Origin of the sequence: Ruminococcus sp. (assembly GCF_045129435.1) — a bacterium.
Lineage (GTDB): Bacteria > Bacillota > Clostridia > Oscillospirales > Acutalibacteraceae > Ruminococcoides.
The window spans coordinates 71,442-88,943 of the sequence record NZ_JBGVJL010000193.1 but is presented as its reverse complement, the minus strand read 5'-3'; the positions used below and the strand labels follow the sequence as shown (position 1 = coordinate 88,943).

14 protein-coding genes are annotated in these 17,502 nt (G+C 39.5%); 4 read left to right on the top strand and 10 right to left on the bottom strand.

Annotated elements, in window-relative coordinates:
* The 10 genes from ACJMMI_RS09200 to ACJMMI_RS09155 form a co-directional block, all read right to left on the bottom strand.
* The coding region (locus tag ACJMMI_RS09200; protein WP_405355126.1) for a type II secretion system protein at positions 1 to 205 on the bottom strand (205 nt) is incomplete at its 3' end.
* On the bottom strand, positions 206 to 2,851 hold the full coding sequence (locus ACJMMI_RS09195) for a hypothetical protein (protein ID WP_405355124.1): 2,646 nt from the start codon (positions 2,849 to 2,851) through the stop codon (positions 206 to 208).
* Between the two features lie 30 nt (positions 2,852 to 2,881).
* Positions 2,882 to 4,123: a type II secretion system F family protein gene (locus ACJMMI_RS09190; protein WP_405355122.1), complete on the bottom strand. Its 1,242-nt coding sequence runs from the start codon at positions 4,121 to 4,123 to the stop codon at positions 2,882 to 2,884.
* A gap of 6 nt (positions 4,124 to 4,129) precedes the next feature.
* Positions 4,130 to 5,314 (bottom strand): type IV pilus twitching motility protein PilT, encoded by a 1,185-nt coding sequence (locus tag ACJMMI_RS09185; protein WP_405355119.1) that lies wholly within the window; start codon positions 5,312 to 5,314, stop codon positions 4,130 to 4,132.
* Between the two features lie 11 nt (positions 5,315 to 5,325).
* Positions 5,326 to 7,032, bottom strand: coding sequence for a GspE/PulE family protein (locus ACJMMI_RS09180; protein ID WP_405355117.1), 1,707 nt, complete (start codon positions 7,030 to 7,032; stop codon positions 5,326 to 5,328).
* 32 nt (positions 7,033 to 7,064) lie between these two features.
* Positions 7,065 to 7,850: a prepilin peptidase gene (locus tag ACJMMI_RS09175; protein WP_405355115.1), complete on the bottom strand. Its 786-nt coding sequence runs from the start codon at positions 7,848 to 7,850 to the stop codon at positions 7,065 to 7,067.
* Between the two features lie 17 nt (positions 7,851 to 7,867).
* Complete coding sequence (locus ACJMMI_RS09170) at positions 7,868 to 8,467, bottom strand: hypothetical protein (RefSeq protein ID WP_405355113.1); 600 nt, start codon at positions 8,465 to 8,467, stop codon at positions 7,868 to 7,870.
* 14 nt (positions 8,468 to 8,481) lie between these two features.
* Positions 8,482 to 10,215: a hypothetical protein gene (locus ACJMMI_RS09165; protein WP_405355111.1), complete on the bottom strand. Its 1,734-nt coding sequence runs from the start codon at positions 10,213 to 10,215 to the stop codon at positions 8,482 to 8,484.
* A gap of 272 nt (positions 10,216 to 10,487) precedes the next feature.
* Positions 10,488 to 10,991, bottom strand: coding sequence for a prepilin-type N-terminal cleavage/methylation domain-containing protein (locus ACJMMI_RS09160; RefSeq protein WP_405355109.1), 504 nt, complete (start codon positions 10,989 to 10,991; stop codon positions 10,488 to 10,490).
* A gap of 222 nt (positions 10,992 to 11,213) precedes the next feature.
* Positions 11,214 to 11,756, bottom strand: coding sequence for a type II secretion system protein (locus ACJMMI_RS09155; RefSeq protein WP_405355107.1), 543 nt, complete (start codon positions 11,754 to 11,756; stop codon positions 11,214 to 11,216).
* Positions 11,757 to 12,136: 380 nt separating this feature from the next.
* On the opposite strand from ACJMMI_RS09155, the gene pyrE reads away from it, so the two are divergent.
* Genes pyrE through ACJMMI_RS09135 form a run of 4 tightly spaced genes read left to right on the top strand, consistent with a single transcriptional unit; the run spans position 12,137 to position 17,502 of the window.
* On the top strand, positions 12,137 to 12,814 hold the full coding sequence (pyrE, locus tag ACJMMI_RS09150; protein WP_117705465.1) for an orotate phosphoribosyltransferase: 678 nt from the start codon (positions 12,137 to 12,139) through the stop codon (positions 12,812 to 12,814).
* A gap of 30 nt (positions 12,815 to 12,844) precedes the next feature.
* Positions 12,845 to 13,534: a RadC family protein gene (locus tag ACJMMI_RS09145; RefSeq protein ID WP_405355105.1), complete on the top strand. Its 690-nt coding sequence runs from the start codon at positions 12,845 to 12,847 to the stop codon at positions 13,532 to 13,534.
* 12 nt (positions 13,535 to 13,546) lie between these two features.
* The gene (uvrB, locus tag ACJMMI_RS09140; protein WP_405355103.1) at positions 13,547 to 15,505 is read left to right on the top strand and encodes an excinuclease ABC subunit UvrB; all 1,959 of its coding nucleotides are present in this window, start codon (positions 13,547 to 13,549) and stop codon (positions 15,503 to 15,505) included.
* Between the two features lie 11 nt (positions 15,506 to 15,516).
* Positions 15,517 to 17,502 carry a type IIA DNA topoisomerase subunit B gene (locus ACJMMI_RS09135; RefSeq protein WP_405355101.1) on the top strand — a complete coding sequence of 662 codons (1,986 nt, stop codon included), beginning with the start codon at positions 15,517 to 15,519 and terminating at the stop codon, positions 17,500 to 17,502.

Genomic DNA, 17,502 nt, shown 5'->3' with positions numbered 1-17,502 from the left:
TAACAATGTCACAATACATCTGGGCTTTTGCCGAAGCTTTGTTCATAAGGCTGTTTTTGGTAATTGATTCATAGCTGATTGCAAGACCGGTGGCAGTAGCCGAAACGGCTATTGCCATGATCATTAATGCACAAATAAGTTCAAGAAGAGAAAAGCCTTTTTTACTTTTAAAGTGTTTTTTCAATATCGGTTTTTTCCTCTTCATTTAGAAATACTTCCCTTCAAAGCTTACTTTGTCTGTTTTTAATTCGTTGTGAATGCTGTAGCTTATAGTGGTGTCTTTGTTTATTTCCTTTGCATAGTAGTAAGGATTTGTTGCAGTCCATTTCTGCCAGAAAGCACTGCTTAAGATGTTGAAGCCTGACTTTTCATTAGGGAAGTAGTAGTAGCCTTCATTAAGTGAATATGTCAGTCCGTCATCAAGCACAAGCTCAGTATCACGGGTGATGTGGAGCAAAGATCCGTCAACAGGAGTTTTTTTAGTTTGAATTTCGGTTGTACCGTCAGATTTTGTTATAGTAGTTTTTGTAATAAGCTCACATATTGAGTCTGAATAGCCACCGTAGGAATTAATAAACAAACCGTTATTAGCACCGCTGCCGTCCAAATTATTTGCACCTATTGAAATAACATCGCCCTTGAGTGTAGCGTTGTTTCCCTTGACTGTATTGCCAAAGTCACAGTAAATTGCTTTTGCTGTGTATGCACCGTTTTTAAGAGTGCCGCCGTTTGAAGCTTCAAACTTAATTACAGAACTGCTCTGATTAAGCTTGCTGTCTGCAACGGAAGTGTTTATAGTTCCGCTTTGTACCCAGTCAATACCTGATGTATCAGAATCTTCCTGTTCTGTTGAGTGGTTGTCAAAGTAGGTTTCTGCTTCATTGCTGAAAAGATTAAGTCCGTTTGACGGAATATCTGTGTACTTGCCTGCTTTTACTGTGTAAGTGTTTCCGTTTGCTCTTTCTACAGTAAAGTCATTGATTACTGTAAGTGTAAATGAGCTTTCACCCCAGTATGGCATTACATTGAATGAAGCTGTAGCATCATTTTGCTTGATTTTATTTGCAACTAAAGATGTCATTGTGCTTTTCTTGGTTTCACTATGATTTATAAAACCACTTGATGGAGCATTAACCTGGTTAAAACTGTAAGGATATTGTTCATTACCATTACTGTCTTTATAGTTTCGGTTGAAGTAAATTTCTTCTCCCTGTTCAGGTCCAATACTTAAAACAACACTACGGCTTCTAATATTAATATTAACATTTGAATTTAAATCCATTTGATTAACATTATACCAAAGATAATTGAACTCTGTGCCGGCATACAGGTCTATATAGCTTGTGTTTGACACTGTAGGCATTGCAGATGGTGCACAATAAGTATAATAATCCTCCCAACCTGTATAGTAGCTGCTTTTAGGACTATTTGTACATACAAGTGTATTATCTTTCTGGAAATTACCACCGTCATTTAAAAAACAAACAGCTGTATTTCCTGAATCTGTTTTAGCTTCGTACGCTGAGTGCATATTTTTGAGTTTACCGTTTGAATCAAGCATTGAACTGTACTTGTCAATACCATTGAGATTTTTGTAGTGGTTGTCTGTGCTTAAGTCAGATATTGGTATGAGTTTTCCTGGTGTACTTGAATCAAATAAATCAATACCTGTTTGATTTTGTGCTTCTGAGATAGGTAAAAAGTAGTATCCTGCACTATAAGAAGCTACAACCTGGTTGTTATCTCTTTGTATACATTTAATAGGCTTTGTAAAGTTAATAACAACACCGCCATCATGAGCAAAATCACTACCGGCATATTTAACGGCTGCTGTTTTCTGACCGTACTCAGCTCTTGTAATCATATTGCTGCTAATTACAAGATACTTACATTCTAATGTTACACCGTAGGAGTTTGTTTCTGTGTACAGACATACATCATTAGCTTTATTTGAAACCAAATTGCCATTCATAGATGCTATAGCTGAGTCATCTGTACCATTATAAGAACCAAGAAGATATATTCCGTTGTTGTAAGCAATAGCTCTGCAACGACTGCCCGAGTTACTTGTGATTTTTACAGCCTTATCAAAAACAAGTGGGTAAAAAGATGAAATAGGTGTTGTTTGTGCTTCATTACGAAGAATATATGCCAAACCACCTTTATCTTCCAAACCTTGAATTGTACGGAAGTCAAAGTTACCAATATTAGTAGATTTAATTTGAGATTTTAAAAGAGAGAATGCTGTCTGGTCACCAAGCATAAAGAAGCCTGTGCCACCTGCGGTAGGAGGTGTAGAAATCTTTTTCTCAGTCATTTTAAGATCTGTGCGTACTTCCTTAGTTTGCCAATGATTGGTAACTTCAAATTTAGCTGAAATATCGCCTGTGTTGCCGCCGTTTGTGTTGTTGTACTTGTTCTCTGAACCTACGGCTGTGATAGTATAGCCTGTGTTTGAAGTTTTTGTTATTTTAACATAAGCGTTGCCAATAACTGTAAAGTCTGTGTTATCAATAAAATTCTGTGCGTCAGATGCATTTGAAAATTCTTTTACCTGAACATTACCGGATGCATCATAGTAGAAAACATAATATTTTGAATCGCCGATATTTGTAGGTAAGTTAAGCTTTCTGTCATTTAAGAAATCCTCAGCTATATCAAGAGCACTTTTTGAGGAAACATATGCCTGACGAGAGTTCATTGATGTACCGGTTTCATTTTGCTGGAGCATTGCAATAGATAAAAAAGAGGTTGTTGTTAAGAAAAGGACTGCAACCAAGGCAATGGCAAGCACCATAGAAATACCCTTTTTGCTGTTAATCCTTCTCTTTTTTGTAGTGAATTTCTTCATAAAAAACTCCTTTCGATTATTGAAATACAATTAGTTAATAACTGCATACATACCGAACATAGCCTGTACGATAGAAATTACAACGAAACCAACGATTACCGCAATAATAATTGTCATTGCAGGAGTCATTGCATCGGTCATACGCTGTGTAGCATCGTTTGACTGCTCTTCGTACATATCTGCCATTTTAGTAAGTGAATCACTGAGCATACCACTTTCCTCACCGACTCTTACCATTGAAACAAAAAGTGGGTCGAATGCTTTTGGATATCTTGAAAGGGAAACATTAATAGGTGTACCGATTCTTACATCTTCAATTACTTGGTTAAGACAGTCTGCCATAAACTTGTTGCTTACTACATCTCGTGCAAGTTCAAGTGATGAAAGAATGTTTACACCTGAAGATGTAAGGGTTGCCATCATATTAGCAAATCTTGTAAGCTGGTTGAGTCTTAAAACTTCACCGATAATTGGAATTCTGAGCTGTGCTGTTGACCACCACATACAGAATGAATAATTCTTTTTATAAAGAAGTCTGAATGTTACAACAAGAGCAACTATAATAAGGATAATGAGCCAGCCATAGCGTACAATTACATCTGACATTCCCATTGTCATCTGCGTCATTATAGGGAGTTCAGAGTTAAAGCTCTCAAACAAGCCTTTAAAAGACGGGAGTACGAAAATACTCATTACAATAATAAGTGCGATTGTAAGAATTACAAGGAAGATAGGGTAAATCATTGCACCCACAATCTTGCCTCGAAGTTTCATTTCCTTTTTAAGAAGGTTTACGCATTTGTCAAACGCTTCATCAAGTCGGCCGTTTGCCTCACCTGTCTGAATAATATTTACATAAACAGTAGGGAAGGTTTTAAATGAACTGAGCGACTGTGAAAGAGTAATACCATTGTAGAGGTTTGCAGTGATTTCCTGCAAAATTCTCAGCATATTTTTATCTTTTTCGGTGTCGCACATTACCGCCATTGCAACCGAAAGCGAAATACCTGATCTAATCATAAGTGCCATCTGGTGCATAAATGTAAGCAATCGCTTGTTGCTGATTTTTAGTGTATGTACATCTTTTGTACCGCCAAGGTCACGCTGCCAAATCGGAATATCATCCTGCGAGCCTTTTTTTACTTCATCAATAGAAAGAGCAATAAGACCTCGCTGTTCAAGCTTTCGCTTAACCTCATCCTTTGTGTTTGCGGTCATTCGGGATCGATATTTACGGTTTTTTTCGTTTACCGCTACATAAGAGAATTCCATTGTTTATTACCTCCTGTTCAGATAAGCATTTGTGCTGTTTTGCGGGAGATTTGAATACTGTGGCATTGGAGCGGTAAGCTGCTGCGGTGTCTGCTGTGGCATTCCCTGTGCACCCGGCATTGGCTGTGGATTGTTGCCACCTGTAAGAGCGGCGTTGTCAGCCACATCGTAGCTGTACTTGTCGGCAGTTGCCTTTGAAATAAGCCCTCTCTTGAGGAGGTTTTCGATACTGAGCTTTCTTGTAATCATACCTGTTGACTGGTTCAAAGAAATCATCTGCTCAATCTGCGGAATCTTATCCTCACGAATAAGGTTTGCGATAGCTGTATTAACAAACATAATTTCAAATGCACCGATACGACCCGGACGGTCAGATCTTGGAAGCAAACGCTGTGAAATTACCGCCTTGAGTGTGGTAGAAAGCTGGCTGAGTGCCTGTTTTTGACGCTCAACAGGGTACATATCTATAAGACGGTCAATAGTTTTTGCCGCACTCTCTGTATGAAGTGTTGAGAAAACAAGGTGACCGGTTTCAGCTGCACGAAGAGCGATTGACATTGACTCAAGGTCACGAATCTCACCCATGAGGATAATATCAGGGTCTTCACGAAGTGCCGATTTAAGAGCTGATGAATAGGTTTCACTGTCTTCGCCGACTTCTCTCTGGTTGACAATACATTTAGCCGGGGAGTGCATATACTCAACAGGGTCTTCAATTGTGATAATGTGAAGTTCCTCTCTGTGGTTGATTTCATTAATCAACGCAGCAAGTGTGGTTGACTTACCACTACCGGTAGGACCTGTTACAAGCACAAGACCTTCCTGCAAATTGAGAATTTTTGAAATTGACTGTGGCAGATTTAAGTCTGCAAGCTTTGGCGGATTCATTTTGATTACACGCATTACAAGCGAAGCACCGTGACGCTGCTTGAATGCGTTTACTCTGAATCGTGCCAGGTCTTCAAACTGATAAGCCGAGTCAATGTCGCCTGTGTTGCAGAATTTAAGATAATCTGCGGGTTCAAGAACCTCGTCAATATATTTCATTACTGTGTCCTCGTCGAGAATCTCTGTGCCGCTGTAGTTCATAATTTTACCGTTTTTACGGTAAGACGGCAGGTTATTACTCGCAAGGTGAATATCAGATGCACCGTTTTCAACGGCAAATCTGACCATCTCTTCAAATTCCATAAAACTACTCCTTAATCTTCCTGATAAATTTCTGATACTGTATCTATAAATGTATCAAATGATATGATACCATCATACAAAAGTTTTTTGAGGTTGTCACGAAGTGAAATCATACCCTCCTCACGGGCGATTGTGTCGATTTCATCTGTGGTTTTGCCAAGATGAATTGCATTTTTGATTGCTCGTGAAACCGGCATTACTTCGTGAACTGCAATTCTGCCCTTGTAGCCAATGTTGTTGCAAGCAGGGCATTGACCTGCCTTGTAAAGTGTGAGCTGCTTTGTAATAGGAAGTCCTAAAAGTCTTAGCTCATCATCTGTAGCAGTATAGGCTTGTTTGCAAGAAGGGCAAAGTCTTCTGACAAGCTTCTGGGCAATAACGCCGAGCATTGAAGAAGATACCATGTAAGGCTCAACACCCATATCAATAAGACGAACAACAGAGCTGGCTGCGTTGTAGGTATGGATTGTTGAAAGCACAAGGTGACCTGTGATAGCGGCTCTGGCTGCAATGTCTGCGGTTTCCTGGTCACGAATCTCACCGATCATAATAATGTCAGGGTCCTGACGGAGGATAGAACGAAGAACGCTTGCAAAGGTAAGTCCGGCTTTTTCATTGATATTAACCTGTGTTGCACCTGGCAAAACCATTTCGACAGGGTTTTCAACTGTTACGATGTTTTTGTCCTCGGTGTTAAGGCTTGAAAGAGCAGCGTAAAGTGTGGTTGACTTACCGGAACCTGTTGCACCCGAAAGTAGAATGATACCACGGCTTGAGGTTAAAAGCTGATCGAATTTTTCAAGGTTTTCCGGGAGAAAGCCGATTGCTTTTTTGTCAAGCTTCATACCGAGTGCGGTTGTAATTCTGATTACGATTTTTTCGCCGTAAACGCAAGGAAGGGAAGATACACGCATATCAACTTTCTGATTATTGACATTGTAGTGAATTCTACCGTCCTGTGGAACTCTTTTTTCTGCAATATTCATACCGCTTATGAATTTAATACGGCTTGTTACAGAAGGAGCAAGCTCCTTGCTTGAGTCCATATATTTAATAAGTTTACCGTCAACACGGAAACGAATTACCATTTTTGTTTCCTGAGGTTCAAGGTGAATATCAGATACACGCTGTCTTACAGCTTCGCTTATCATATTGTTTACAAATTTGATGATAGGCTGATCCTCGATATCTTCCTGACCTTCGGTAGATACTGTTTCCTCAGTTTTTTTCATCTGGCTCTGAACAAATTCCTGAGCCTCGTCAATTACTGCTTCCTGGTCTGACACGCTGAAAATTTCGTTACGCTTTTTCTCAAGCTGTGACGGAGTACAGACAGCAGTTTTAATTTTTCTTTTTGTATAGTTATTAAGAGTATAAATTGCTTTATAGTCGAGTGGATTCGTCATGGCAATTAAAAGGTAATTGCCCTCAACAGTAAGTGGCATTACTCCTAAATCTTCCATCATCTGATCCGGAATAATCTGAAGAACATCGTCCTCTATGTAGTAGGAGTCAAGGTCAACGAGCGGAAGGTGCATTTTGTCAGCCATAAGCTGGTAAATTTGCTCCTCGGTAACAAGACCTTCTTTTACAAGGGCTTGCTCAATAGTTACTGTGCTGTCCTCAGCGTAGAGCATCTGAACACGCTTTAGATTTTTCAGATTAATTATATCGTTTTTAACAAGGTCATCACTCAGGTTAAAAACAGAGTTCCTCATATGTAATCATCCTTTCAAGGGGAAATAACAAGTTAAAAACTAAGGCTGAAAAGTCCGAAGTAAAGGTCTAAGCCGTAGTTAATAACATTTACCAAGAACATACTGCACAGAGAGCCAATGCAGAGAAACGGGCCAAATGGGAAATAGCTTGAAACATCGTTTTTGGAGAAGATTTTTTTAACAAGCAAAAATATTATATAAAGGAATGCAACAAGCACAGAGATTAAAAGTCCTGAGAATACCATAGGAAAACCAAGACAAGCACCGAGTGCAAGCATAAGCTTTACATCGCCAAAGCCCATTCCGTTCTTTTTAAGAATAACAATAGAAAATAAATTGATAATCATAAGTGCACCGCCACCGCACGCAGCACCAAGCGGAATACTCCACCATTCTTTAATAAAAATCTGCTGTGTGAGAAGGTCGGTTATTGCAAGTGCCACGCAGAGCACAGCAAGTGCGATTGTGAATTGGTCGGGAATAATTGTATATTTAAAGTCGCTCATAGCAATGAGGAGCATTGTGTACGAAATTAATAAAAAGAAAATTGTGTAATAAGAATAGCCGAAAAACGCAAAGATGCCTAAGTTAAATATAGCAAACAAAGCGGAAGTGTAAATTCCGCTTTGTTTGAAAATATACCTTGTACCTAAAAGACTTTCGTCAGGCTCCTCGTCATAGTCGCACAGCCATTTTGCAGGCACAGCGTTTAAAAGTCTGTATGCAAGCATACAGAGCACAACAGACAGTACAAGAATTACTGCCATTGTTATGTAGGTTGAAATTTGCGAAAAGTCGATTGAAAGTAAATTAGCCATAGTAAAAAGTCCTTAAATTATGTAGTTGGTTCAGTTGGTGCAGTAGTTGCAACCTGCTTTGTTGAGTCAAAATAGTACAATGTTACATCGAATGAGGTTGAGTAATCACTGCTACCTTCCATTGGTGACATTGTGAGTGTATTAATAAAGTAGCAGCCCTTTGACTCCTGCTCAAGGTAATGAACAAGTTTGAGTGTGTTTTCTTCTGAGCCGTTGTAGCTGAAAGAAAGATTTGTTTTAAAAAGTGGAATACCGCCCATTGATGTTCTGCCTTGGTCATCTTGAACACTTTCACCACGATTAAGTGATGTCATATCAATGCCGAGGTCAGCAAAGATAGCCTGTAAATCCTCAACAGAAGATTTTGCGTCAATATAAAGTGTTTCCTGATTTTCGTTGTACTGCTGAGTCATTTCTTCAATTCTTTTCTCAACATTTGCCTGATCAGCAAGCACTGAGTCACAGTCGGCAATCTGAGCTGAAATTGTAGCATGATCTTCATTGTATTTTGAAAGACCTGTAATAGTTGGTACTACAAGTGCAACCAATATAATTACAAAAACAATGAGGAGTACTAAAAAGGCGATAATTGAACCCGGAATTTTATTTTTCTTCATTATTTTTCCCTCCCTTAATTCTCAGCATCGCTGTTATCGGTTGATTCATTAGCAGCGTTTCTTGCGTCAACAGTTGTTTTGTCTGTTGTAATTTGTGCAGAAAGCTGATAAAGACCTGAATCCGGATCATCTGCAACCGAGAAGGTTTCATTCATTATAAAGTATCCGTCATCTTTGATGCTGTTCTGTAAATCAATAAAGGTAGGGAAGTCTTTGATTGTACCGCTGACCGGAATAGAGTAGCTTTCATCACCGTCAGTAGTATGAGTAATATTGTAACTGTCAAAGCTTCTCATTTTCTTAACAACCTGTGTGTCAAGCTGATTAATTACATCTTCGCAGTAAAGCTGAGTTCTTGGAAGAAGAGATGCGTCTTGTGACTGATCCTGCAAAGCCTGAGTAATATTATCTCTTTTTTCTATAAGAGTTTTTGCATAGTCGTACTTTGTATCGTTATAAATCATATCATCTACAATGCTTCTGCCAAAGAAGAAACCAAAGAATGCAATGCCTAATACGCTTAATGCACCAAGTCCTATGCAGCCAACCTTCGCAGCCTTGCCACTTTGGTCAAGTGTTTTAGCCTGCTGAGCCTTTAAGCCGTAAATAAGGTTGTTTTCAAAAACAGTACCACAGTTCATAAGCTCATTCATAAGGAAGTATGAGCCGTTTTTGTAGAAGTCATCTCTTGCCTTTAGTGATGGCTCAGGAATAACAGAACCGGTGGTAAAGGTATCGGAAACAAGCATAACCTCGCCTGCAAGGCCAAAGTTTGTAAAGTAATTGCGAATGTGAGGTATGTAAGCTAAGAAGTCGCTTAAGAACATCTGGTCAATGCTGATGTTGAGTGACATTGTTACAAGACGAATGTTGCGTACAATATCGTCAATGAGGTTTTCTGCAATGTCATCAATTTTCCTCTGAGAAGATGCATTACGACACTCTTCTTTAAAGCCATAGCCTGCTGTTCGCAGATAGTCAATAGCGGCAGCGGTGCTTAAATCTCTGTCTTCTTCAATAACCTGTAGAATATCGTCAACAGGGGAAACAAAGTCGTGGCAGTAAAGAGGAACACCGTCTTTAGCAATGAGTACTCTTACTGCTGAGTAGTCCATACTGATGAGTGCGATTGTCTTGTTAAAGCTATAGATTGTTTTCTGAGCGGAGTAAATCATTGCCGCCTCAGAAGGGATAATCTGAATAAGGTTAAGAGAGAAAGCCTTAAAGCCTGCTACAAGGTCATCGGCAAGTGCCTTTGGCATTGCAAAAGCTTTAGAAGTAATTTCTTCATTTACCTCTTTTGTTTTAAATTCTGAATAGTCTTTGTAGATTACCGAGAAGTCAGAAACTGCCTCGCCTACAAAGTCTTTAATTCTGTCAATAGCAAGTCCCTCAAGAACTTTTTTAGCACCCTTAATGTGCTGGTATTCCTGACAGGTAAGGTCATAGCTTTCTACCATGAGAATAACATCACGAACCTCACTGTGGTTCATTGTGCTGAGTCCTTCCTTTACAAGACGAGCAAGGAGAGAAGGGTCTTCCCATACAGAACTTTTATCCTTTAATATAGCCTTGTCAACAGGTATAATAAGAGGAGAGGAGAAAGAGTAGGCTTTCTTTTCGTTTGGGTCAGCCTGCTTTTTACCTTTTGCCTTATTATCTGTGCCATTGGCAGCAGCTTCGCCCACAGTTTCGCAGGCTGTTATGCAAAGGTATCTTTTGGCAATCTGCACCAGTACATAATTCATTTAATACACCACCTGAATATTATATGCTTAATTAGCTCATCAAAATCGTTAATTTTAAACTGATTTGATTATAAAATTATTTTAAAGAATAAATTAAAATAATTTTATAATCAAATAGGGGATACTCCTAAAAATTATAAATAATACACAAAAGTTAAGTTTAATACACCAAAAAACTGTATACATTTCAAAAGGCTCGCACTCGGCGAGCCTTTTGCTTGTATGTTGTCGGTCATCAGCAAAACCGAGATTTAATAATGTAAATGTATAAATTAGAACAAGTCACTAAGTTTCTGTGAAGTAGTACCTGATGTTACAAGTGTAGTTAAAGTACCACTTGGAACAGATGTTTCACCAAGGCACTCTGATGTACCACCAGAAGCTGCTGTGTAAACATAATAACACTTGCTGTCAGTCTTAGACCACTGAAGAACATAGTCTTTATTGTCAATCTTTACTGTATCCTCAAGCTTGAGAGCCTTTTTATCGATAACAACAGCAACAGTTGTGTCTAAGCCATCAGTGAATACAGATGTATCTTTAGCAATAGCCTGAGCATGAGCCTCTTTGAGTGCAAGCTCAAGTGTCTGCGCATTTGAAAGAGCTGTGCTTCTCTGTGACGATGCGATTGTTGATGATACAACCGGGATAGCAATAGCTGCGAGGATTGCAAGGATTGCAATTACAACTACGAGCTCTACGAGTGTAAAGCCTTTTTTGCTGTTCTTCTTTACTTCTTCGATTTTTGCAGTCTTTACTGCCTGAATTTCGTTCATGTGTTTTTACCTCTCTTAAAAAATATTTTTGTGAACCGTTTTGTAGAAACTGCAACTGCGAGTTGCTGATAGAATTTTGCGGTTGCTGTTCCCTTGAAACGAGTTTATTATATAACACATTTACAGAAATTGCAATATATTTTTACCAAAAAAAGTTAAGAAAACACATTTTTATTAGATTGCACAAACTTTAGCTCGCTAAATTGTTAAAAATGCCACCTGTTAATTTAAAGGCAGATTGCTTATCTCGTTCTCTATTATCTTATTGTTTACCTTGTCGTATAATGCAACGCAGGTGTCGGGCAGGTTGTTGCCGTCAATGTCTTTATCGTTTTTGTCAAAGCTATTGTCACCGTTTGAATCTGTGGCAAAATACACCTTGCCTTTGCACATAACCGGGTAATATACTGTGCCGTAAACATCAACAGGTTCAAAAGCATTCCCTATGTTATTTGCTTTCACAACTTCGGAGATTTTAATACTATTTGAACTTGCATTGGCATATTTTAGGCTATCTTTTGCACCAAGCAACGAATTTGCCTCTTTTATTGCCACTTCTATACTATGTGCATTTGTTTTGGCTTTGCTTTTAAGTGAACTTTCAAGAGTGTATGCAATTACCGGTAAAGCAATAGCTGCTAGAGTTGCAAGTATGCAAATTGTAACTACGATTTCTACGAGCGTAAAACCTTTTTTACTTTTAACAAAACCAGTCGGCTGATTTTGAATGAAATCGCCTGACTTTGATGAAAAATCCTTTCTCATTTTATTCTCCCTCATTAAATATATTATTTTGCAAAATAATATTACAACAAATATTGTACACTAATTCTTAAAATTTTGCAAGGTTAATAATATAGTTTTAAGTCTGATTATTGGCATTATTTGTGCATTTTCTCTATTAAGCAAAAAATTACAAACAGTTGATATTCTGCAATCACTTTGTAAAGTATTTTTAATATAATTATTGAAATATTGTTTTACAGATTTTTCTGTCTGAAACAAACATTTTCGTTTGCAATTCCCTATACTATTTATATAGGGATTTTTTAAAGAGTAAATTTTAGTTTTATCATTTACAAAACCGAACATATGTGGTATGATGTTAAATGTTAAATTATGTATTTTTATCGGAGGTTTTAATAATGGACGCTTACAAAAAGGAATTTATTGAATTTATGGTTGACTGTCAGGTGCTCAAGTTTGGCGACTTTGTAACAAAGAGCGGCAGAAAGACACCATTTTTCGTAAACACAGGCTTCTACAGAACCGGTGCACAGCTCAGAAAGCTTGGCGGTTACTATGCAGAGGCTATTAAAGAGAAGTTCGGCCTTGATTTTGATGTGCTTTTCGGACCTGCTTACAAGGGTATTCCGCTTTCGGTTGCCGCAACTATCGCAATCAGCGAAAAGTACGATACAGATATTCGCTACTGCTCAAACCGCAAAGAGGTTAAGGACCACGGCGACAAGGGCATTTTACTTGGCAGTCCGATTAATGACGGCGACAAGGTGGTTATTATTGAAGATGTTACTACAGCCGGCACATCTATTGAGGAAACACTTCCTATTATCAAGGCACAGGGCAATGTTGACCCTATCGGTCTTGTTGTTTCTGTTGACAGAATGGAGAGAGGTAAGGGCACTAAGAGTGCACTTTCTGAAATTGAAGAAAAGTACGGCTTAAAGACTACCGCTATTGTTACTATGGCAGAGGTTGTTGAGCATCTTTACAACAAGGAATACAAGGGCAAGGTTATCATTGACGATAAACTCAAGGCTGCTATTGACGCTTACTACGAGCAGTACGGCGTAAAGGAATAATTTTTAGCAAATAAATCGGAGGTGAATGGTATGGCAAATGAGCATAGCGGGCATCGTGACAGAGTGCGTAAGAGGTTTCTCGACAACGGCTTTGACGGCTTTGAGCCTCACGAGGTGCTTGAAATGTGCCTTTTCTATGCCATTCCCCGAAAAGATACCAACGCACTGGCTCACCGCCTGCTTGACAGATATTTAACTGTTGCAGGAGTGTGCGACGCTCCCGTTGACGAGCTTATGAGGGAGTTTTCGCTCTCACAGTCCTGTGCGGTGTTTCTTAAAATGCTCCCCGAATTTTCAAGGGTGTATAAAGAATCAAAAACGGAAAATCATAATGTCATTGACCTTGAGCACCTCGGCGAAATGTTTATAAATAAGTTTATTGGCAGAACAAACGAGGCTGTGGCTCTTATGCTCGGGGACGCAAAGGGCAGAATGATTTTCTTTGACATTATCTCAAAAGGTTCGCTTAATTCATCTGATGTTCCGCTGAGAAAGATAGTTGACCTTGCACTCAGGCACAACGCAAAAACGGCTTTTCTGGGGCACAATCACCCAAGCGGTTCGGCGTTGCCGTCACAAAGTGACATAAATTCTACAAGGGTGATAAGGCAGACCCTAAAGAATGTAGGCGTAAACCTTATTGACCACTTTATTGTGACCGAGTTTGACTATGTTTCCCTGCGTGACAGCGAAATGTCGGGAAGTATTTTTTTACTTTAAAGGTTTGATTTTATGGAATTTAAACTTAAATCTAAATACAAGCCTACGGGCGACCAGCCTCAGGCGATTGATGAGCTTGTGCAAAGCATTGAATCGGGCAACAGAGAACAAACCCTGCTCGGTGTAACAGGCTCGGGCAAAACATTTACAATGGCTAATATAATTGAAAGGACGCAAAGACCTACCCTTGTGCTCGCACACAACAAAACACTTGCGGCACAGCTCTGTAGTGAGTTTAAGGAATTTTTTCCTGATAATGCGGTAGAGTACTTTGTGTCTTATTATGATTATTATCAGCCGGAGGCTTACATTGCAAATACCGATACTTATATTGAAAAGGACAGCTCTATAAATGATGAAATCGACAAGCTGAGGCACAGTGCCACCCTTGCACTTTCTGAAAGACGAGATGTAATTATCGTTGCATCGGTTTCGTGCATTTACAGCTTGGGTGACCCTATTGATTACCGTAATATGGTAATTTCTCTGCGACCCGGTATGGAAAAAAGCAGAGATGACCTCGTAAAAAAGCTTGTGGAGCTGCAATATGAACGCAATGATGTTAATTTTATAAGAAATAAATTCAGAGTCAGAGGCGATGTAGTAGAGATTTTTCCTGCTGCATCTAATGATTCTATTATCAGAGTTGAATTTTTCGGCGATGAAATCGACAGAATTTCCGAGATTAATCCGCTTACAGGCGAATTAAAGGCATTGCTAAAGCATGCCGCAATTTACCCAGCGTCACACTATATTGTTTCAAGAGATAAAATGACAACGGCTCTTAAAGAAATTGACAAAGAGCTTGAACAGCGACTTGCGTACTTTCGTGAAAACGGTAAATTGCTTGAGGCACAGCGTATTGAACAGCGTACACGCTATGATATGGAAATGCTGCAGGAAATCGGATTTTGTACGGGTATTGAAAATTATTCAAGAATACTTTCGGGCAGAAAGCCGGGGTCTTCGCCGTACACATTGCTCGATTATTTTCCAAAGGATTTTCTTATGTTTGTTGACGAGTCGCATGTTACCCTGCCACAGGTAAGGGGAATGTATGCAGGCGACCACGCAAGGAAGAAAAATCTTGTTGACTACGGCTTCCGTCTGCCGTCTGCATTTGACAACAGACCGCTTAATTTTGATGAGTTTTACGACAGAATTAATCAGGTAGTGTTTGTAAGTGCAACTCCGGGCGATCTGGAGCTCGAAAAATCACAGACAGTTGCAGAGCAGATCATCAGACCTACGGGACTTCTTGACCCTGAAATTTCGGTAAGACCTACCGAGGGACAGCTTGATGACCTTGTTTCTGAGATTAATATAAGAGTGAGCAAAAAGCAGAGAGTGCTTGTTACAACGCTCACCAAAAAAATGGCTGAGGATCTGACGGCATACCTTGAAACCATGGGTATAAAGGTACGCTATATGCACCATGATATTGATACGGTGGAGCGAATGGAGATTGTCAGAGATTTAAGACTTGGCGAATTTGATGTACTTGTCGGAATTAACCTTTTAAGAGAGGGACTTGATATTCCGGAAGTGTCGCTTGTGGCAATTCTGGACGCTGACAAGGAAGGCTTTTTGCGTAGTGAACGCTCGCTTATTCAGATTTGCGGCAGAGCTGCACGAAACAGCGAGGGTACTGTAATTATGTATGCCGACAGCGTTACAGACTCTATGCGTAAGGCGATTACCGAAACCGAACGCAGAAGAAAAATTCAGCAGGCATACAACAAGGAGCATGGAATTACTCCTACTACCATTGTTAAAAAAGTTAGTGAAATTCTTGAAATTTCTACTCATACAGACGATGAATTCAAATCAGCTAAAAAGCTGAGTAAGGCTCAAAAGCAGCAGCTTATTGAGAGCCTGACTAAAGAAATGAAAGCTGCCGCAAAGCTGCTTGAATTTGAACACGCCGCTTATCTGCGTGACAAAATCAAAAAGCTTCGTGGCGATAAATGAGGATTGATTTAATGGCTAAAACCAAAGCAGTTGAATACGGTGATTCAAGTATTTCTGCCCTTAAAGGTGCAGACAGAGTGCGAAAAAGACCGGCGGTTATTTTTGGCTCTGATGGTATTGACGGCTGTCAACATTCTGTTTTTGAAATTCTTTCTAACTCTATTGACGAGGCAAGAGAGGGCTACGGTAAAAAAATTACCGTAACAAGGTTTTCTGACGGCTCGATTGAGGTAGAGGATCACGGCAGAGGTATTCCTGTTGACTTTAACGAAAACGAGCAGGAGTACAACTGGAAGCTTGTGTTCTGTGAAATGTATGCAGGCGGTAAATATAATAATAATGAGGGCGAAAGCTATGAGTTTTCGCTCGGTATGAACGGTCTGGGTCTTTGCTCAACTCAGTACAGCTCAGAGTATATGGATGTTGATATTCGCCGAGGCGGTACTCGCTATACTCTGCATTTTGAAAAGGGCGAGAATATCGGAGGCCTAAAAAAAGAGCCGTACAATAAAAAGGATACAGGCACAAAAATCCGCTGGAAGCCTGACCTTGAGGTATTTACAGATATAGACATTCAGCCTGAGTATTTCCTTGACATAATGAAAAGACAGGCTATTGTAAATGCCGGCGTTGAGTTCATTTTCAGAAATCAGAACGGCAAAAGCTTTGACACCACCACATATTGCTATGTAAACGGTATTGAGGACCATGTGGCGGAGGTTATCGGCGAAAGCGGCTTTACCTCTGTTCAGCATTGGACTACCGAGGTAAAAACCCGTGACCGTGACGATAAGCCTGAGTATAAATGCAAAATTGATGTTGCTGTGGCTTTTTCAAATCAAACAAGCCTTACAGAATATTATCATAACTCCAGTTGGCTTGAGCATGGCGGTGCTCCGGACAAGGCAGTGAGAACTGCTTTTCTGTATCAGATAGACAATTACTTAAAAACAAACAATAAATATAATAAATCTGAAAGCAAGATTAAATTTGACGACATAGAGGATTGCCTTGTGTGCGTAATTTCTTCGTTCTCAAGCGTTTCCTCATATGAAAACCAGACTAAAAAATCAGTTACCAACAAGGGTATTCAGGACGCTATGACAGCGTTCTTAAAGCAGAGCCTTGAGGTGTATTTTATTGAAAATCCGCTTGAGGCAGATAAAATTGCTCAGCAGGTGCTTGTAAATAAGCGTAGCCGAGAAAATGCCGAGAAAACCCGACTCAACATAAAGAAAAAGCTTTCGGGCAGTCTTGATATGACAAACAGAGTTGCAAAATTCGTTGATTGCCGCAGCAAAAATGCCGAGGAAAGAGAGCTTTTCATAGTAGAGGGTGACTCTGCTCTCGGTGCTTGTAAGCAGGCACGAAACCCTGATTTTCAGGCAATTATGCCGATTCGAGGAAAAATTCTCAACTGCCTAAAGGCCGATTATGACAAAATTTTCAAGAGTGAGATTATTACAGACCTTTTAAGAGTGCTTGGCTGTGGCGTTGAGGTTAAGTCAAAAGCAAATAAGAATCTGAGCGAGTTCGACCTGAACGCTTTGCGTTGGAACAAGGTTATACTTTGTACCGATGCCGATGTTGACGGCTTTCAGATTCGTACACTTCTGCTTACTATGCTTTACAGACTCACACCTACTCTTATCAATGAGGGCAAAGTGTTTATTGCGGAATCACCGCTTTATGAGATTACCTCTAAAAACGATGTTTATTTTGCATATGACGAAATAGAAAAGGACAAGTTTATTTCTCAGATTGGCAAGGAAAAGTTTACAATTCAGCGTTCAAAAGGTCTTGGTGAAAACGAACCTGATATGATGAACCTTACAACTATGAATCCTGCCACACGCAGACTTATTAAGGTTATGCCGACTGACGCTGAAAAAACAGCGGAAATTTTTGATATTCTGCTCGGCGACAATCTTCAGGGCAGAAAAGATTATATTGTGGCTCATGGCAATGAGTACATTGATAATCTTGATCTAAGCTGA